We start from the raw sequence: 16,075 nt of genomic DNA, 5'->3' as shown, positions 1-16,075 counted from the left end.
GCACAGCCCGCGGCGGCCGAAACCCTTAAGGTGAGCTGGCATATGGAGTTCAAGGACTACTACAGCATTCTCGGGGTGGAGCGCGGCGCGTCGGAAGACGAGATCCGGCGCGCATACCGCAAACTCGCCCGCAAATACCATCCCGACGTCAGCAAGGAAAGCGACGCCGAGACCCGCATGCGCGACGTCAACGAAGCCTATGACGTCTTGCGCGACCAGGAAAAGCGGCTGGCCTATGACAACCTGGCCGCCGGCGTGTCGCCCGACGGTGGCTTTCAGCCCCCGCCCGGATGGGACGAAGGTTTCGAATTCCACCGAGGCGCGGCGCCCGGCGACGAGGCGCAGTTCAGCGACTTTTTTTCGTCGTTGTTCGGCGGCCGCGGGCAACGCGGCGGCGCGCGCCAGCAGGAGTTTCGTGCGCGCGGGGACGACCATCACGCCGCCATCGAAGTGGACCTGGAAGACGCGCTCAAGGGCGCCACGCGCGACATCAGCCTGCGGTCCATGGAAATGGACGAGCAGGGACGCCCACAGATGAAAACGCGCACCCTGAGCGTGCGCATCCCCGCGGGCGTACGCGAAGGCCAGTACATCCGCCTGTCGGGGCAAGGCATGCCCGGCTACGGCGGCGGCGAAAACGGCGACCTGTATCTGGAGGTGCGCTTCAAGCCGAATTCGCGCTACCGCGCCGATGGCCGTGATCTTTACATGACCCTGCCGGTGGCGCCCTGGGAAGCCGCGCTGGGCGCGAAAGTGAACGCGCCCACGCCCGGCGGCACGGTGGAAGTCTCGGTTCCGGCGGGGTCCGGCAACGGCCGCAAGCTGCGCCTGCGCGGCCGCGGCATTCCCGGTGATCCCCCGGGCGACCTGTATCTGGTGCTGGACCTGGTGTTGCCGCCCGCCGATAGCGAGGCGGCCAAGGCGGCCTACCGCAAGCTGCAACAGGATGCGCCGTTCAACCCGCGACGCCACATGGGGGTTTGACCATGAACAAAGTTGTCATCACCAGCGCCACCGTCGTGGGCAAATCCCAGCCGCTCAGCGCCCATGATCTGGCGCGCGCCTGCAACGCGGAAGTGGAATGGGTAGCCCAATTGGTCGAGGTCGGCATCGTCAACGCCGACGGCCGCCAACCCGAGCAATGGTGCTTCTACAGCATGGACTTGCAGCGCGCGCTGCATGCTCGCAAGCTTGAGCACGATTTCGGCGCCAGCCTGGATGCCGTGGCGCTGATCCTGGACCTGAGCCAGGAAGTGCGGCGGCTGAAAGCGCAATTGCGGGCCTTGGGCGCGGCGGAATAATCCGCAATCTGACGTCTTTCGCCCGTGCGCAAGCGCAGGCAAAATGGTCGGTGTCCAAAGGAGGCCGACCATGCTTACGCTCTACCATGCGCCGCGTTCGCGCTCGTTCCGGGTTCTGTGGCTGCTTGAAGAACTGGGTGTGCCGTACGACACCGAAATGGTGTCCATCCGGGGCACCGACAGCGCCGGGCACATGCCCGCCGACTACATCGACATTCATCCGCACCGCAAGGTGCCGGCCGTGGTGCACGACGGTGTGCCCATCTTTGAAACCCCTGCCATCGCGCTGTACCTGACGGATCTGTTCCCCGAGAAAGGCTTGGGTCCGCGCATCGGCGACCCCAATCGTGGCCCGTATCTGACCTGGTTGGCGTATTCCACCGGGGTGTTCGAGCCGGCCATGGTCGAACGCGCCTTCAAGCAGCCGCATCATGCGGGCGCACCGGGGTGGGGGTCGGCCGACGAAGTCGAACAGGTCCTGACCCGCGTGTTGCAAGCCCGGCCCTTTTTCCTGGGCGACGCGTTTTCAGCCGTGGACATCGTGCTGGGCGGTTCGCTGCAATACATGATGCAGGTGAACGTGATTGCCGAATCGGACGTGTTCAACGGCTACATCGAACGCCTGGCCGCGCGCCCGGCCATGCACCGGGCCCTGCAACGCGACGGCGACATCGAAGAGTCCTGACCGCCTAAGCCGCCGCTTGGATCCGTTGCCGCAGGTCGGCCTGCCATTGGGCGGGGCGGCCCAGGTAGCGAGCCGGTTCCAGCAGCGTGTAAACGCCACCGAGCTCCAGCGCAAACGTGGGGAAACCGCTGCCGCCTACCCTGGCTAGCAGCTGCCGGCTGGCCGCGATGTGCGCTGCCGTGTCGGCTCCTTGCGCCGCGCCATAGGCGGCGTCGAACGCTGCGCCGTCCAGTCCGATGTCGCGCGCCAGGACGCCCAGCACGGCCGGGTCCGCAATGCGGCGGCCCTCTATGTAGTGGGCGTGCTGCAAGCGCTTGAGCAGGTCCAGCCCGCGCCCGTCAAGCTGCTCGGCGGCGAGGATGGCGGTGGTGGGGGGCTCGGAGTCAAACACCGCGCCGCTGTCGCGCAGCAGGCCGTCGAAATAGTCCCTGCCGAAGACCTGGCCGGTCAGGCCGGCGATGCGTTCGTCGTGCGGCATGACATAGCGGCGTAGCGCGTCGGTGACGGGCTGGCGGTTGCCGCCGGTCATCATGCCGCCGCCATGCGGCGCCACGTGCAGGCCGGCGATATCGCGGGCGGCGTCCACCAGCGGCGCGGCGCCGTAGCACCAGCCGCAAAGCGGGTCGAAGATGTAATGCAGGGTGGGGGTCGGGGTAGCCATGGCGTGATGGTAGACGCGGGCAGCGGGCGGAAAAAGCCCGACGTGATCGCCAGAGTGTTGCATCGGCCGTGCAGATTGCCCGCACGGCGGGCAAAGACGTCAGCCGGTCAGCCGGTCAACCGGTCAACCGGTGAACTGCACGCCGATCCAGAACAGCGCGGCCGCCAATGCCATCGAGGCGGGCAGCGTCAGCACCCAGGCCAGCAGGATGTTGCGCACCGTATTGCCTTGCAGGCCGCTCTTGTTGGCGATCATGGTGCCGGCCACGCCCGAGGACAGCACGTGGGTGGTCGATACCGGCAGGCTGAACACGTTGGCCAGCCCGATGGCTGCCACGGCCGTCACCTGCGCCGACATGCCTTGCGCGTAGGTCATGCCCTGCTTGCCGATCTTTTCGCCCACCGTCAGCACCACGCGGCGCCATCCCACCATGGTGCCGGCGCCCAGCGCCAGGGCCACTGCCACGATCACCCAGAAGGGGGCGTATTCGGTGGTGGCGGTCAGGTCGGCGCGCAGCCGTTGCAGGTCGGCGCGTTCGCGGGCGGGCAGCCCTTCGATGCGCGCCACCTTCTTGGCGGTATCGTCCAGGCACAGCAGGTAGCGGCGCACGTCGATGCGCTTGTCGGCCGACAGATCGGCGTAGTTGGCGACACCGGCCAGGTCCGTTTGCAGCGCGGCGATGGTGGGCACGGTCAATTCGGGGTCGCAGCGGAAGTTGCGCGGCAGGTCGGACGCAGCCGGCGCCCGCTTTAGCGCCAGGAAGTCGCCCAGCATGGCTTCGTTGCGCTGGTAGAACACGTTCAGGTGGTTCGCGGCATCGCGGGTGCGTTCGATCTGGTAGGTGGTGCTGGTCGTATCCAGCACGAAGTTGGCCGGCACGATGCCGATCAGCACCAGCATGATCAGGCCGATGCCCTTCTGCCCGTCGTTGGACCCGTGCACAAAGCTCACGCCCATGGCCGACAGCACCAGCACCAGCCGGTTCCAGAACGGCGGGTGCTTCTTGTTGTCGATGGCGCGGCGCTGTTCGGGCGTCTTGTGCATCTTGGAGGTGGGCAGCCAGCGCTTGAGCAGCAACAGCAAGCCGCCCGCGACGATGAATCCGGCTATTGGCGAGGCCACCAGCGACATGCCGATGTCCACGGCCTTGCCCCAGTTGACCCCCTCGCCCAGCGGCAGGTCGGTGATCAGTGCATTGGCCAGGCCCACGCCAAGAATCGAGCCGATCAGCGTGTGCGAACTGGACGCGGGGATACCGAAGTACCAGGTGCCCAGGTTCCAGGCGATGGCGGCGGCCAGCATGGCGAACACCATGGCCAGCCCGCGGCCGGTGTCCACGTTGATCAGCAATTCCACCGGCAGCAGGTGCACGATGGCGTAGGCAACGCCCACGCCGCCCAGCAACACGCCAAGGAAATTGAAGATACCGGACAGCACGACCGCAAGATGCGGCGGCATGGCCTTGGTGTAGATGACCGTGGCCACGGCGTTCGCCGTGTCGTGGAAACCATTGATGAATTCGAAGGCCAGGACGAATGTCAGGGCCAGCACAAGACTGAGGCCGACCCAGAGATCAAGGCCGTGGAAGAGGTCGAACATGGAGGCGGGGGGCGAGGTTCCGGCGTGAGGAGCCGATTATTGCAGATTTGTGACCTGGCCCTGGTTGCGTTGGAAAACCAATTTTCCCCGCCCTGGGGGCGCGCCGTCAGAATTTCGAATACTGGAACTCGATCTCCATCGGCTTGCCCAGATTGGCGGAGGTGTCCGCCTGGATCAGCAGCACGGCGAACACGCCGAGGTAAAGCAGGCACAGCCACAGCGTTCTTTTCATCGCGGCATCCCTCCAGCGGGAAAGGTCTGGCCAGGGGCGGGGCGGGCAGGGGTCATGGCCGGAACACCTGGGCAATCTTCTGGTTCACCCGCAGCCAGCCGAGCTCGCCCAGGTGCTGCACGTCGCGCAGCATGCCCACTTCAAAGGGGGCGTCGTACATATCCATGCACGTCATCGCATAGCGCCGGCACAGGGCGCCCACTTCCTCTTGCACGGGCTGAAAACGGTTAAGGTCCTTGAAGACCATCGGGTGCAGCGGCTGCATGACAAACAGCGCATTCACGCCATGCTGGTGCAGCAGCGCCATCAGGGCGGTCAGTTCGCGCAGTTCGTCGCGGCCTGTCAGGGGTTGCGGCAGGTACGCGGTTTTGCCGCCCTCGGGAAGGGTCCGCAGGTATTTGTTGAAGAAGTCGTCCCGCACCGCGTAGCGGTTGCCGGTCATCAAGTCCTGCTCGGCACGTTGCGCCTCTTCGGCCAGTGCGTCCCAATCCACCACGCGGGCAGCAGCAGCGGGGCCCTCGCGTTCCCGCTCGGGGGCGGGGGCGGCATGGGCCGGTGTCCACAGGTCGACCAGCCGTTGCCTGAAAACATAGGCCTGCTCGGTCATCATCGACCAGGCCACGCCCGCATCACCTTTGTCGCGCAGCCAGCGTGCCAGTTCGGCGCGGCCTTCGGGTTGCTTGAGCAGCCGGGGCAGCAGCGGGTTGGCGTGTTCCTTGAATTCGTCAGCGCCCAGCCCGCCATCGCCGTCGAACCATCCGGGCGACAACATCACCACCACGCGCGAGGTGGGCGACAGGTCATCGGCCAGTGCAGCCAGCACCAGCTGCATCCCCAGGGACTGGAAGCCCGAATGGCCGTAGGCCAGCACCGGCATCTGTAACTCGTCGGCCAGATAGCGGTAGGGGACAAAGCGCAGGTCGTTGCTGGTCAGCTCGGAAGACCCCAGGATCACCACCCGGTCGCCGGTGCGCAGTGCCTGGCTCAGGCGCGACAGGTTGCGCGTCTGTTCTTGCAGCGTATTGCCCAGGTTGGGAATGTAGATGCCCGGTGCGGCGGCGGGCACGGGTTCCGTTTTCAATGCCAGCGTATGCCAGGCGAGCCATCCCGCGGCGACCGCGGCCGTCAGGGCCAGCGCGGCGGCCAGCGCGTGCTGCCATAAAGTGCGTTTGAACATGGAGACAACAGGCGCGACGGGCCAGCCAGGGAAGTATTTTGTTAGCGGATGTTATCCAGCCCCCATGACGCAAACAAGCGCGCGAAACCGGGGCCACGGACGATTCGCTTTTTTGCCACACGTCCGCGAGCGGGTTGGTGGGGGCGTGGACGCCTTTCTCCTGGGAAAGAATGCGATAGCATCGTCATCGCGGCCGTCTTCTGGATTTCCATGATTGACCGCCGCGCCGCCCGCCTTATTGCCCGGCGCACCCGTTCCCCCTTGTCGCTTTCAGCCATCGCCACCGCCTATGACCACGCCCACCCGAATCGCCCGCCGCCATCCCGACGACCTGATCATCGGCCTGGTGTCCGTCTCCGACCGCGCCGCCACCGGCGTTTACCAGGATCAGGGCCTGCCCGCCTTGCGGGAATGGCTGGGGACGGCGCTGGTGTCGCCGTGGCAGGCGGTGGACCGCCTGATTCCCGACGAGCCCGCGCGTATTTCCGAAACACTGATTGAACTGGTGGACATCCGCGGTTGCGACCTGGTGCTGACCACGGGCGGCACCGGCCCCGCCCGCCGCGACGTCACCCCCGAGGCCACGCTGGCCGTGGGCACCAAGGAAATGCCCGGCTTTGGCGAACAGATGCGCCAGATCAGCCTGCGCTTCGTGCCCACCGCGATCCTGTCGCGCCAGGTGGCCGTCATCCGCGAAACACCGTCGCACGCCGCGTTGATCGTGAACTTGCCGGGCCAACCGAAGTCCATCCGTGAAACGCTGGAAGGCTTGAAGGGCGATGACGGCACGGTGATCGCGCCGGGCATCTTCGCCGCGATCCCGTATTGCATCGACCTGATCGGCGGGCCGTACGCCGAGACCCGCCCCGAGATCATCGACGCCTTCCGTCCCAAATCGGCCCGTCGCACCCCGCAGTCCTGACCGGCTGCTGCGTTATAGTTTTGGCCGCTCCGTCCACTTATTTGCCTAAAGAGTCCTACCGTCATGAAGGTTCGCATCGCCCTGTCCCTCGCCGTCCTGACCGCTTTGTCAGCCTGCGCCAACGTGCAAGACGTGCGCAAGCGCGACCCCGTTTTCTACGGCGCCACCCAGCGCACGGCCGACGACTACACGACGTGCGTGGCCGACGCCTGGAAGAACATGGGCGTCAACTTCAAGCGCCAGGAAATCCGTAACGGGTTTGAACTGGTCCAGGAAGACAGCCTGGGTGTCGAAGCCGTGCTCAGCACGACTACCTGGAAGGGCAAGACCGAAGCGCGCCTGTCCACGCGCATCGCCCGCCGCGACCAGAGCATCATCGAACCGGCGAACCTGTGCCTGTAAGCCGTCTGATCCTGCGCCGCGACGTTCTGCGCCTGGGCCTTGCGGTGGCGGCCATGGCTTGCGGCCTGCCGGCGCGCGCCGCCACGCAGCAAGGCTTTATTTCACGCAAGCTGAACGCGCCCGTGCCGGGCGGCGTTGCCATCCTGCCGCTGGGCGATGCCGACCGCGCGCCCGAGGTCACCTTCCTGGACCGCCGCGTGATGGTGGTGCGCGAAGAGGGCAAGCAGTGGATCGCCGTGCTTGGCATTCCGCTTAGCGTCAAACCGGGCGAGCAGCAGGCCGTGGTGCGCGATGCCAACGGCGAACGCAAGGTGTCGTTCTCGGTGGGCGCCAAGGAATACGTGGCGCAGCACATCACCTTGAAGAATCCGCGTCAGGTCGACCCCAACCCGGACGACATGAAGCGCATCGAACGCGAAATGGCCGAGCAAAGCGCGGCCAACCGGACCTACCGCGCCGGCGTCACGCCCAGCAACCTGTTGCTGGACCGCCCGGTAAGCGGTGGCCGCCTATCCAGCCCGTTCGGGCTGCGCCGCTTTTTCAACGGGCAGGAACGCAACCCGCATTCGGGCCTGGACTTTGCCGTGCCCGCGGGCACGCCGATCAAGTCGCCGGCGGCGGGTGTGGTGGTGTTGGTGGGGGATTATTTCTTCAACGGCAAGACGGTGTTCGTCGACCATGGCCAGGGCTTCATCAGCATGTTCTGCCACATGTCGGCCATTGACGTGAAGGTGGGGGATGAGGTGCCGCGTGGCGGCGTGGTGGGCAAGGTGGGCGCCACCGGGCGCGCCACGGGGCCACACCTGCACTGGAATGTCAGCCTGAACGATGCGCGGGTCGATCCCGCCATTTTCATCGGGGCGTTCAAGCCCTGATGCACCGCCGGGCGTGGCTGCCCGGCCGGCGCGTTACGCCGTGGCGGCCTGCTGCGCGATTTTGTTCAGCACGAACTGATGCATGCGCTCGGCATATTCCATCTGCTGGCGCACATGAAGCTGTTCGGCTTCCTGTTCGTCCAGGCAGTTGTCGTACTTGATCTTGGCTTCGGCGTAGGTCAGGCCGGTGTTGCGCAGGCTGTTGATGAACGCCTCGCGCGATTGACGCAGCAGGCGCAGCCCTTCCTCCCCTTTGGCGAATTTTCTTCGCGTCCGGGAAAGCTGGTCAGCAGCGGCTTGCAATTCTTCTGTGAAATCCATCTTGCTTCATGCGTATCCCGCCAGACATTGCGCCTGACCGGGTTGCCATTTTTTCACGAACGGACGTTCCACGCATTACGGCATGTCGCGGTTTGGCCTTAAGGGCGGTAAGGCCCCGGACCGGTGCGACATAAAGACAGGGAGCCGGCCTTGTGGCCGGCCCTGAGGTCCTGACTTAACGGCGGTATTGCTGGGGACGGTGCGGCGCGGGTGCGCGCTCGTCTTTGTGACGGAAGTTGATGCGGCCCTTGGTCAGGTCATACGGCGACATTTCCAGGGTGACGCGATCGCCCGCCAGGATGCGGATGCGGTGCTTGCGGATACGGCCGGAGGCGTAAGCGCCAACTTCGATGCCGTTGTCCAGTTTGACGCGGTAGCGGCTATCGGGCAGCACTTCGTCAACAATGCCATCCAATTCGATGAGTTCTTCTTTAGCCATTCTCTACTCCTTGATCAATACGCGCAGCCAGGCCGGCGGCATGACGCGCCGCACGAAGCGGCAAGCGCGTTGGACACAGATAACCAGGTCCAGCGGTTGAACGTAAAACGTTCGGGCAAGCGCGGGTAATGGCCACGGCATCCCGGGTGGATGTCTGAAATGACGGATACTCGCGCAGCGTGGGCAATGTGCGCGCACGGCGCGGCTTGGTCGCGATACCGTGCAAATGCACAGCACCGGAAGAAGCGGGTTGGAACTTTTGCTGCGTGCCTTGCGGCGCAGAGGGCTGCGGCGCGTGGGACAGTCGTGACGTCGCCGACAGTAGGAAGGTCGCCCGGCAAGGTTCAACCAAACCGGGGGCAGCCTGGGTATCTTGGGGGGTGACCCGAAGGAGTACAGGTTGGCACGCAGAGTGACCGAAGCCCGGTTTTTGCGGAAAAATCACGGACTTATGTTACTGCAAAGCGCGCCGATTAGCCAGTATTTATCTGCGGCAAAGCCGCGATAGTTGCTGCTGGACGACTCATGGGCGCCCCGGGGCAAGCACACCCGCCCGCGCGGTCTGTTCTATTTATGGGGGCAAATCGCGCCGCTTCAATGCCTAGGTGACGTTTTGCGCCTGCGCGTCCGGTTCGACTACGCCGGGGAAGTCGTCCGGGTATTGCGGCAGGTCGTCTGTGATGTCGAACCATGGCGCCTTGCTGGCCACGTGGCAGTGCGCGGCGGGCTTGACGCCCGGGTCGTCGTCCAGCGCGCCCAGCGGCAGGCCATAGGTGTCGGGCGTCTGGTCAAAGCGGCTTAGCAAAGGCGTGCCGCAGGCTTCGCAAAAACCGCGATAACTGCCGGGTGACGAGGCATACCAGGTGACGTGGTTTTCGCCCTTGGTCCATTTGAAATCAGACACTTGCACCGAAGCACGGCTGCGGAAAGCCGCGCCGTGGGACTTGCGGCACATGATGCAGTGGCAATTCAGGGCGTTGGTGAGGGGGCCGTTGATCTCGTAAGCCACGCGGCCGCACAGGCAGGAACCGGTAATCATGATGAGCGCCAAGCGAGTGGGGGATTTACTGAATATACCCGCGCCGACCCAGGCTGCAAGCCGTCGGCGGCGGCGATTGTGACGGATCTCTTTCAGTGCGTTGCTGACCCCGGTTTTTATCCCATCCGAATTGTCCGCCGGGTCATCGCGCTGTCATGCCGCGAAAACAGAATGCGCCCATGACCACAGACAAGGGGATCAGCGATGACGGTCGCCATTGAAGTACAGGGCTTGAGCAAGACCTTCCATGCCGGGGCCAAGGCGCTGGACAACGTCAGCCTGCAAGTCGCCGACGGCGAAATGGTGGCGCTGCTGGGTGCGTCCGGTTCGGGCAAGTCCACCTTGCTGCGCCATCTGGCCGGCTTTGTGGCCGGGGATGCGGGCCAGGGCAGCGTGACCGTCAACGGTCAGCTTATTCAGCAGCATGGCCGGCTAAGCCGCAACGTGCGCGCCGCGCGCGCCGGCATCGGCTTTGTGTTTCAGCAATTCAACCTGGTGGGCCGCCTGCCGGTGATTACCAATGTGTTGACCGGAATGTTGCCGCGCGTGCCGCTGTGGCGCAGCCTGACCCGCTGGTTCCTGCGCGCCGAAGTGCGTCAGGGCCTGGATGCGCTTGCCCAGGTTGGTATAGACGACTACGCATTTCAGCGCGCCTCGACGCTGTCCGGCGGGCAGCAGCAGCGCGCCGCCATTGCCCGCACGCTGGTGCAGAACGCGCGCGTGATCCTGGCCGACGAACCCATCGCATCGCTGGACCCCGAATCGTCGCGCCGCGTAATGGACACGCTGGCCCACATCAACCGCACGCGCAAGGTGGCGGTGGTGGTGTCGTTGCATCAGGTGGATGTGGCGTTGCGCTACTGCCCGCGCGTAGTGGCGTTGCGCCACGGCAAGGTGGTGTACGACGGCCGCGCCGCCGACCTGACCCCCGAAATGCTGCGCGACCTGTACGGCTCTGAACTGTCCGAGCTGCTTCCCGAATACACGCAGCAGTCGCCCGCCATGCCGGCGCTGGCGCCGCTGTCGCGGCTGGCGCACGCCGCCTGATCCGATCCTTGATTGCAACGCCGCGACCCCACGGCCTTTTCACCGTATCCACCCCGGAGTCATCCATGCTACGCAGAACCTTCTTTACCCTGATCGCCGCCGCCGCGCTGTCCACCCAGGCCGTCGCGCAAGACGCCAAGACGTTGAACTTCGGCATCATCTCGACCGAATCGTCGACCAACCTGAAGTCGGTCTGGCAGCCCGTCATCGACGACCTGAGCCGCGCCATCGGCGTGCCGGTCAAACCCTTCTTCGCCTCGGACTACGCGGGCATCATCGAAGGCATGCGCTTTAACAAGGTGCAGATGGGCTGGTTCGGCAACAAGTCGGCGATTGAAGCCGTGGACCGCGCCAAGGGCGAAGTGTTCGCGTCGGTGATCGACAAGGACGGCAACCCCGGCTATTGGTCGCTGCTGATCGTCAACAAGGACAGCAACCTGAAGACGCTGGACGACGTGCTGAAAAACGGCGGCAAGCTGAGCTACGGCGCGGGCGACCCCAACTCCACGTCCGGCACCGCCGTGCCCGGGTACTACCTGTGGGCCGCCAACAAGATCGAACCCAAGACGTTCTTCAAGACGGTGCGCGCCAGCAACCACGAAACCAATCTGCTGTCGGTCATCAACAAGCAGGTGGATGTTGCCGTCAACAACACCGAAGCGCTGGAGCGCTATCGCCTGAATACGGGCAAGGACGCCAACGACAGCGTGCGCGTGCTGTGGAAGTCGCCGTTGATTCCGGCTGATCCGCTGGTCATGCGCTCGGACCTGCCGGCCGACTTGAAGGGCCGCATCCGCGACTTCTTCGTCAACTACGGCAAGGGCAAGGACGCCCAGCGCGAATTGGCCAACCTGAAGGCGCTGACGTACCAGGGCTTCCGCGCGTCGGATAACCAGCAGCTCGTGCCCATCCGCCAGATCGAATTGGCCCGTGAAAAGGCCAAGGTAGAAGGCGACAGCACGCTGGGCCAGGCCGAAAAGCAAAAGCAGTTGGCCGACCTGGACAGCAAGCTGGCCGCGCTGGGCCAACCCGCCGTCGCCAAGCAATAACTTTCCTGATCGCCATCCATCGGACCGCCATGAGCCTAGCCACCCATTCCCCTCGCCTGCCCACCGCGCCGCGTTCTTCGCTGCCGGTCTTGCTGGTCTGGGCCTTTGTTCTTGCACTGCTGGTGATGTCATGGGGCGGCGCGGACATGCGGCCGATGGATCTGTTGCGCGACTCGGGCAACATGGCGCAGTTTGCCGCCGACTTCTTCCCGCCGAATTTCCGCGACTGGCGCATGTACCTGGACGAGATGTTCGTCACCGTGCAGATCGCGGTGTGGGGCACGTTCCTGGCCATCGTGGTGGCCGTGCCGCTGGGTCTGCTGTGTTCGTCGAACATGGTGCCGGCGTGGGTCTACCAGCCCATGCGACGCCTGATGGACGCGTGCCGCGCCATCAATGAAATGGTGTTCGCGATGCTGTTCATCGTGGCCGTGGGCCTGGGTCCGTTCGCGGGCGTGCTGGCCTTGTGGGTGCACACCACCGGCGTGCTGGCCAAGCTGTTCTCGGAAGCTGTTGAAGCCATCGATCCGCGTCCGGTCGAAGGCGTGCGCGCCACCGGGGCCAACGCGTTGGAAGAAATCGTGTACGGCGTGATCCCGCAAGTGTTGCCGCTGTGGATCTCGTATTCGCTGTACCGCTTTGAATCCAACGTGCGCTCGGCCTCGGTGGTCGGCATCGTGGGCGCGGGCGGCATCGGCACGGTGCTGTGGGAAATCATCCGCAGCTTCCGCTACGCCGAAACCTGCGCGGTGATGATCATCATCGTGGCCTTCGTGGTGGCCATCGACATGTTGTCCTCGCGCATCCGGCGCGCGCTGATCTAGTCGGCGCGGCGCAGCGCCAGCAGGGCGGGCAGGGCCAACAGGCCTGCCAGCCGGGCGTGGTCGACGTCCGCGTCCGACACCTTGGGGCGCGGCATCAGGAAGTTGACGGTGCCCAGGCAAACCCCGTCATACGACACCGGCACGTTGATGACCGATTGCAGGCCCAGTTCCCGGATGGCGTCGTGGTCGTTGAAGAATTCGCGGATGGCGGCCTCGCCTTCGCCCACGAACACGCGCTGGTCCAGCAGCACGTGCTGGCCCCACGGCGTGCCGCGCTTGTCCTTGCTGCCGCCCGGCGGATAGGCGTTGGGGTTCGAGCTGTACAAGCGCACCACGCGCATGGTGTCGGCGTCAAAGCGGTTGACGGTGCACAAGGCATGTTCAAGCCGGCCATGAGCGTAGGCGTCAATGGCCTGCAAGGCCGCCGTCGCATCCGCGGCGGCGTAGGCTTGTGCAATGGCCGACACGCCGGCTGCCGCCGGCGTCACGGAAGTCGGCGTGGCGTTCATTCCGCCGTGATCCCCAGTTCCTTGATCAGCTTGCCGTACTTGTCGGCATCGCGCGCCAGGATCTGGCCGAACTGCTCGGGCGTCGTTTCCGTCAGCAGCACGCCCATGTCGCCCATCTTCTTGATGACGTCGGGGCGCTTGAGGATCAGGTTGATCTCGCGGTTCAGGCGCGCGGTCAGCTCCGGCGGCATGCCGGCCGGGCCGAACGCGCCGTACCACACCGACAGCTCATAGCCTGGCAGCGTTTCGGCCACGGTCGGTACCTCGGGCAACAGCGGCGAACGGTTTTCTTCGGTCACGGCCAACAGCTTCAGCTTGCCCGACTGCACGTGCGGCAGGGTTTGCGTGCCGGCGCTGAACAGCACCTGCGTACGACCGGCCACGGTGTCCAGCACCGCGGGCGCGCCGCCACGATAGGGGATGTGCATCATCTTCACGCCGGCGGCTTTCTCGAACAGCGCGGCGCTCAGGTGGTTGGTCGACCCTTGGCCGGCCGAGGCATAGGCCACCGCATCCGGGCGGTCTTTCACGTAGGCGATGAATTCCTTCACGTTGCTGACGGGCACCGAGGGGTGCACCACCATCGTGTTCGTCACCAGCGCCAGTTCGGCGATGGGCGTGAAGTCCTTGACGCCATCGAACGGCATGTTGGAATACAGCGCCTGGTTCATGGTGTGCGTGCTCATCGAGCCCACCAGCAGCGTGTAGCCGTCCGGCTTGGCGCGCGCCACGAAGGTGGTGCCGATGTTGCCGGACGCGCCCGACCGGTTCTCCACGATGACCGGTTGGCCCAGCGATTGCGTCAGCCCTTCGGACAGCACGCGGGCCAGAATGTCGGTGGACCCGCCCGCGGCCCACGGCACGATCAGCGTGATCGGCTTTTCAGGCCAGGCGGCCTGGGACAAGGCAGGCGTGGCCAGGGCCAGGCCTAGCGCGCACACGCGCATCAGTCGTTGGAAAGACAGTTTCATGGTGATTACCCCTGTGTAAGTGCCGGTCTGGACGCCGGCTGTTTGAAAAAGTGGATGTGATTCGTGAATGCGGTTTGCGGTTTGCGGTTTGCGGTTTGCGGTTTGCGGTTTGCGGTTTGCGTATGCGTGTTCAATGCCGCCTGTTGTCACCGGCCAACGGCGTACCCCTGCATGCCGCGCGGGTTGGCCCCCGCGCGCAGCAGCAAGCCGCCGCCCATGCCCGGTTCACGCGTGCACGCGCTGATGCGCCCTTCGGACCAGGCGGGGCCGACCTTGACGTCGTGGCCCGCCGCGCGCAGCGCGTCGATGGTGGCCTCGGGCAGACGCGATTCCACCGTCAGGCGGTTCAGCGTTTGCGTGCGTGGCCAGAATGATCCCGGGAAGTGATCGATGTGCCAGGACGGCGCGTCGATGGCTTCCTGCAAATTCATGCCCATGGCGTGACGCAAGAAGAACGCCACCGTCCATTGGTCCTGCTGGTCGCCGCCCGGCGTGCCGAACGCCATATAAGGTTGCCCGTCGCGCAGCACCAGGCCTGGCGACAGCGTCGTGCAAGGGCGCTTGCCCGGTTGCAGCTGGCCGGGCACGCCATCGTCCAGCCAGGTCATCTGCAAACGGGTCGTCAGCGGAAAGCCCAGGCCCGGCACGACCGGGCTGGACGACAGCCAACCGCCCGACGGCGTGGCGGCCACCATGTTGCCGTCGCGGTCAATCACGTCGATCTGGCACGTGTCGCCCACGAAGATTTCGCGCGCGGCCCATTCGGCCACGGGCGGCAAGGCCGCGAACGTGGGTTCGCCCACGCCAAAGCGGGGGTCCGAGGCGGCCAGCGTGCGGGCCGCGGCGTCCAGGTCCGGCAGTCGGGGCGCCAGGCCGGCCGGGCTGCCGGGGCGGAAATCCGGCGACGCGTTGGTGCCGATCAATGCCGCGCGTTCGCGGGCATAGGCGTCGCTTAACAGCGCGGCCAGCGGCACCGGGGTGAAGTCGGGGTCGCCATACCAGGCGGCGCGGTCCGCGAAGGCCAGCTTGGCGGCTTCGGCAATGCGGTGCACGAATTGCGGCGAGGTCGGGTCCAGCCCGTCCATGCCCAGATGCCGCAGCATTGCCAGCTGCTGCAAATGCACCGGCCCTTGCGACCACACGCCGCACTTGGCCACGGTGTAGCGGCCGTACTGGGTGGTAACAGGTTCGTCGTAGGTGGCGCGCCAATCGGCCAGGTCGGACTTGCGCAGCAGGCCACGGTTGCGCTGCCCCGTGGTGTCGCGCACCGGCTCATTGGTGTAGTAGGCGTCGATGGCATCGGCCACAAAGCCGCGATACCAGCAGTCCAGCGCGGCGTCGATGCGCCCGCGCCGGTCGGTGCTGGCGGCGTGCGCCTCGTCCAGGATGCGCGTGTACGTATCGGCGATGGCGGGCGTGCAAAACAGCGAATCGGGCGCGGGTACGCGGCCGTCGGGCATCCAGACGTCGCGCGAGGTGGTCCATTCATCACGAAACAGCGCCTGCACGGCCAGCACGGCCTGCGACACGCGCGGCACCAGCGGGAAGCCGTTGCGGGCGTAATCGATGGCGGGGCGCAAGACGTCGGCCAATTCCCACGTGCCGTAGTCGCGCAGCAACGTCAGCCAGGCGCCGAACGCGCCGGGCACGGTGGCCGGCAGCAGCCCGATGCCGGGCACCATCTCCACGCCCAGCGCGCGGAACGCGGCCGGCGTGGCCAGCGCGGGCGCGGGGCCCTGGCCGCACAGCGCGCGCATGCGCTTTTCGTTTTCGTTCCAGAGCAGGATGGGCACTTCGCCGCCCGGGCCATTCAGGTGGGGCTCGACGATTTGCAGCGTGAAGCCGCCGGCCACGGCCGCGTCGTAGGCGTTGCCGCCGCGTTCCAGCACGCCCATGGCTACCTGCGACGCCAGCCAATGTGTGGACGACACAACACCAAAGGTGCCGCGAATTTCAGGACGGGTGGTGAAGGATGCGCTCATGGGGCGGCTCGGTGACAGGCGGGGAACGACCGCAGTATAG

The 16,075-nt window shown here is 65.6% G+C and carries 19 protein-coding genes; 9 read left to right on the top strand and 10 right to left on the bottom strand.

The features are described from left to right. The first annotated feature begins 42 nt into the window (after positions 1–42). From KYT87_RS22825 to KYT87_RS22815, 3 genes are all read left to right on the top strand, one after another. Positions 43–984: a DnaJ C-terminal domain-containing protein gene (locus KYT87_RS22825; RefSeq protein WP_219992752.1), complete on the top strand. Its 942-nt coding sequence runs from the start codon at positions 43–45 to the stop codon at positions 982–984. Positions 985–986: 2 nt separating this feature from the next. Further along, complete coding sequence (locus KYT87_RS22820; RefSeq protein ID WP_046804377.1) at positions 987–1,301, top strand: chaperone modulator CbpM; 315 nt, start codon at positions 987–989, stop codon at positions 1,299–1,301. A gap of 70 nt (positions 1,302–1,371) precedes the next feature. Then, positions 1,372–1,986 carry a glutathione S-transferase family protein gene (locus tag KYT87_RS22815; protein WP_120156729.1) on the top strand — a complete coding sequence of 205 codons (615 nt, stop codon included), beginning with the start codon at positions 1,372–1,374 and terminating at the stop codon, positions 1,984–1,986. Between the two features lie 4 nt (positions 1,987–1,990). Here the strand turns inward: KYT87_RS22815 and KYT87_RS22810 are convergent, their stop codons facing one another. From KYT87_RS22810 to KYT87_RS22800, 4 genes are all read right to left on the bottom strand, one after another. Beyond that, complete coding sequence (locus tag KYT87_RS22810) at positions 1,991–2,647, bottom strand: DsbA family protein (RefSeq protein WP_219990905.1); 657 nt, start codon at positions 2,645–2,647, stop codon at positions 1,991–1,993. Positions 2,648–2,770: 123 nt separating this feature from the next. Further along, positions 2,771–4,246 carry an inorganic phosphate transporter gene (locus KYT87_RS22805; RefSeq protein ID WP_104144595.1) on the bottom strand — a complete coding sequence of 492 codons (1,476 nt, stop codon included), beginning with the start codon at positions 4,244–4,246 and terminating at the stop codon, positions 2,771–2,773. A gap of 106 nt (positions 4,247–4,352) precedes the next feature. After that, positions 4,353–4,478 (bottom strand): hypothetical protein, encoded by a 126-nt coding sequence (locus KYT87_RS29915; protein ID WP_255221300.1) that lies wholly within the window; start codon positions 4,476–4,478, stop codon positions 4,353–4,355. Between the two features lie 52 nt (positions 4,479–4,530). Then, the gene (locus KYT87_RS22800) at positions 4,531–5,655 is read right to left on the bottom strand and encodes a D-alanyl-lipoteichoic acid biosynthesis protein DltD (RefSeq protein ID WP_219990904.1); all 1,125 of its coding nucleotides are present in this window, start codon (positions 5,653–5,655) and stop codon (positions 4,531–4,533) included. Positions 5,656–5,944: 289 nt separating this feature from the next. Here KYT87_RS22800 and mog point away from each other — a divergent pair, with 289 nt between their 5' ends. The 3 genes from mog to KYT87_RS22785 all read left to right on the top strand — a co-directional run bounded on the left by mog (position 5,945) and on the right by KYT87_RS22785 (position 7,854). Then, positions 5,945–6,577, top strand: a complete 633-nt coding sequence (gene mog, locus KYT87_RS22795) for a molybdopterin adenylyltransferase (protein ID WP_219990903.1) — start codon at positions 5,945–5,947, stop codon at positions 6,575–6,577. Between the two features lie 63 nt (positions 6,578–6,640). Next, positions 6,641–6,979, top strand: coding sequence for a hypothetical protein (locus KYT87_RS22790; protein ID WP_046804382.1), 339 nt, complete (start codon positions 6,641–6,643; stop codon positions 6,977–6,979). Positions 6,980–7,032: 53 nt separating this feature from the next. Further along, positions 7,033–7,854 (top strand): peptidoglycan DD-metalloendopeptidase family protein, encoded by an 822-nt coding sequence (locus tag KYT87_RS22785; RefSeq protein WP_046804491.1) that lies wholly within the window; start codon positions 7,033–7,035, stop codon positions 7,852–7,854. 33 nt (positions 7,855–7,887) lie between these two features. Here the strand turns inward: KYT87_RS22785 and KYT87_RS22780 are convergent, their stop codons facing one another. From KYT87_RS22780 to KYT87_RS22770, 3 genes are all read right to left on the bottom strand, one after another. After that, on the bottom strand, positions 7,888–8,175 hold the full coding sequence (locus KYT87_RS22780) for a hypothetical protein (protein ID WP_046804383.1): 288 nt from the start codon (positions 8,173–8,175) through the stop codon (positions 7,888–7,890). A 175-nt stretch (positions 8,176–8,350) separates the two neighbouring features. Next, the gene (infA, locus tag KYT87_RS22775; RefSeq protein ID WP_006221179.1) at positions 8,351–8,614 is read right to left on the bottom strand and encodes a translation initiation factor IF-1; all 264 of its coding nucleotides are present in this window, start codon (positions 8,612–8,614) and stop codon (positions 8,351–8,353) included. 601 nt (positions 8,615–9,215) lie between these two features. After that, positions 9,216–9,653, bottom strand: a complete 438-nt coding sequence (locus KYT87_RS22770) for a GFA family protein (RefSeq protein ID WP_046804384.1) — start codon at positions 9,651–9,653, stop codon at positions 9,216–9,218. Positions 9,654–9,857: 204 nt separating this feature from the next. On the opposite strand from KYT87_RS22770, the gene phnC reads away from it, so the two are divergent. The 3 genes from phnC to phnE all read left to right on the top strand — a co-directional run bounded on the left by phnC (position 9,858) and on the right by phnE (position 12,573). After that, entirely contained in the window at positions 9,858–10,700 is an 843-nt protein-coding gene (gene phnC, locus KYT87_RS22765) for a phosphonate ABC transporter ATP-binding protein (protein ID WP_046804385.1), read from the top strand. Positions 10,701–10,765: 65 nt separating this feature from the next. Then, positions 10,766–11,749, top strand: coding sequence for a phosphonate ABC transporter substrate-binding protein (phnD, locus tag KYT87_RS22760; RefSeq protein WP_219990902.1), 984 nt, complete (start codon positions 10,766–10,768; stop codon positions 11,747–11,749). A 29-nt stretch (positions 11,750–11,778) separates the two neighbouring features. Continuing rightward, positions 11,779–12,573 (top strand): phosphonate ABC transporter, permease protein PhnE, encoded by a 795-nt coding sequence (phnE, locus tag KYT87_RS22755; protein WP_219990901.1) that lies wholly within the window; start codon positions 11,779–11,781, stop codon positions 12,571–12,573. Here the strand turns inward: phnE and KYT87_RS22750 are convergent. The 3 genes from KYT87_RS22750 to KYT87_RS22740 all read right to left on the bottom strand — a co-directional run bounded on the left by KYT87_RS22750 (position 12,570) and on the right by KYT87_RS22740 (position 16,035). Continuing rightward, positions 12,570–13,082, bottom strand: a complete 513-nt coding sequence (locus KYT87_RS22750; protein ID WP_104144591.1) for a GAF domain-containing protein — start codon at positions 13,080–13,082, stop codon at positions 12,570–12,572. The genes phnE and KYT87_RS22750 overlap by 4 nt on opposite strands. Then, complete coding sequence (locus KYT87_RS22745; RefSeq protein WP_046804389.1) at positions 13,079–14,053, bottom strand: tripartite tricarboxylate transporter substrate binding protein; 975 nt, start codon at positions 14,051–14,053, stop codon at positions 13,079–13,081. The genes KYT87_RS22750 and KYT87_RS22745 overlap by 4 nt, the downstream gene beginning before the upstream one ends. 146 nt (positions 14,054–14,199) lie before the next feature. Further along, positions 14,200–16,035, bottom strand: coding sequence for a gamma-glutamyltransferase family protein (locus KYT87_RS22740; RefSeq protein WP_219990900.1), 1,836 nt, complete (start codon positions 16,033–16,035; stop codon positions 14,200–14,202). Between the last annotated feature and the right edge of the window lie 40 nt (positions 16,036–16,075).

It is taken from the genome of Achromobacter sp. ES-001 (assembly GCF_019448355.1).
Taxonomy (GTDB): Bacteria; Pseudomonadota; Gammaproteobacteria; order Burkholderiales; family Burkholderiaceae_B; genus Achromobacter; species Achromobacter spanius_B.
The sequence above is the reverse complement of the archived record's forward strand: the minus strand, read 5'-3'. Positions and strand labels throughout refer to the sequence as shown.

Excerpts from the sequence above, each read along its gene's own strand:
- KYT87_RS22770 (WP_046804384.1), bottom strand. The coding sequence starts at position 9,653 with ATGATTACCGGTTCCTGCCTGTGCGGCCGCGTGGCTTACGAGATCAAC.
- KYT87_RS22750 (WP_104144591.1), bottom strand. The coding sequence starts at position 13,082 with ATGAACGCCACGCCGACTTCCGTGACGCCGGCGGCAGCCGGCGTGTCG.
- KYT87_RS22825 (WP_219992752.1), top strand. The coding sequence starts at position 43 with ATGGAGTTCAAGGACTACTACAGCATTCTCGGGGTGGAGCGCGGCGCG.
- KYT87_RS22740 (WP_219990900.1), bottom strand. The coding sequence starts at position 16,035 with ATGAGCGCATCCTTCACCACCCGTCCTGAAATTCGCGGCACCTTTGGT.
- KYT87_RS22780 (WP_046804383.1), bottom strand. The coding sequence starts at position 8,175 with ATGGATTTCACAGAAGAATTGCAAGCCGCTGCTGACCAGCTTTCCCGG.
- KYT87_RS29915 (WP_255221300.1), bottom strand. The coding sequence starts at position 4,478 with ATGAAAAGAACGCTGTGGCTGTGCCTGCTTTACCTCGGCGTGTTCGCC.
- KYT87_RS22785 (WP_046804491.1), top strand. The coding sequence starts at position 7,033 with ATGGCTTGCGGCCTGCCGGCGCGCGCCGCCACGCAGCAAGGCTTTATT.
- phnE (WP_219990901.1), top strand. The coding sequence starts at position 11,779 with ATGAGCCTAGCCACCCATTCCCCTCGCCTGCCCACCGCGCCGCGTTCT.
- KYT87_RS22815 (WP_120156729.1), top strand. The coding sequence starts at position 1,372 with ATGCTTACGCTCTACCATGCGCCGCGTTCGCGCTCGTTCCGGGTTCTG.
- phnC (WP_046804385.1), top strand. The coding sequence starts at position 9,858 with ATGACGGTCGCCATTGAAGTACAGGGCTTGAGCAAGACCTTCCATGCC.
- KYT87_RS22790 (WP_046804382.1), top strand. The coding sequence starts at position 6,641 with ATGAAGGTTCGCATCGCCCTGTCCCTCGCCGTCCTGACCGCTTTGTCA.
- mog (WP_219990903.1), top strand. The coding sequence starts at position 5,945 with ATGACCACGCCCACCCGAATCGCCCGCCGCCATCCCGACGACCTGATC.
- infA (WP_006221179.1), bottom strand. The coding sequence starts at position 8,614 with ATGGCTAAAGAAGAACTCATCGAATTGGATGGCATTGTTGACGAAGTG.
- KYT87_RS22820 (WP_046804377.1), top strand. The coding sequence starts at position 987 with ATGAACAAAGTTGTCATCACCAGCGCCACCGTCGTGGGCAAATCCCAG.
- KYT87_RS22800 (WP_219990904.1), bottom strand. The coding sequence starts at position 5,655 with ATGTTCAAACGCACTTTATGGCAGCACGCGCTGGCCGCCGCGCTGGCC.
- KYT87_RS22805 (WP_104144595.1), bottom strand. The coding sequence starts at position 4,246 with ATGTTCGACCTCTTCCACGGCCTTGATCTCTGGGTCGGCCTCAGTCTT.
- phnD (WP_219990902.1), top strand. The coding sequence starts at position 10,766 with ATGCTACGCAGAACCTTCTTTACCCTGATCGCCGCCGCCGCGCTGTCC.
- KYT87_RS22745 (WP_046804389.1), bottom strand. The coding sequence starts at position 14,053 with ATGAAACTGTCTTTCCAACGACTGATGCGCGTGTGCGCGCTAGGCCTG.
- KYT87_RS22810 (WP_219990905.1), bottom strand. The coding sequence starts at position 2,647 with ATGGCTACCCCGACCCCCACCCTGCATTACATCTTCGACCCGCTTTGC.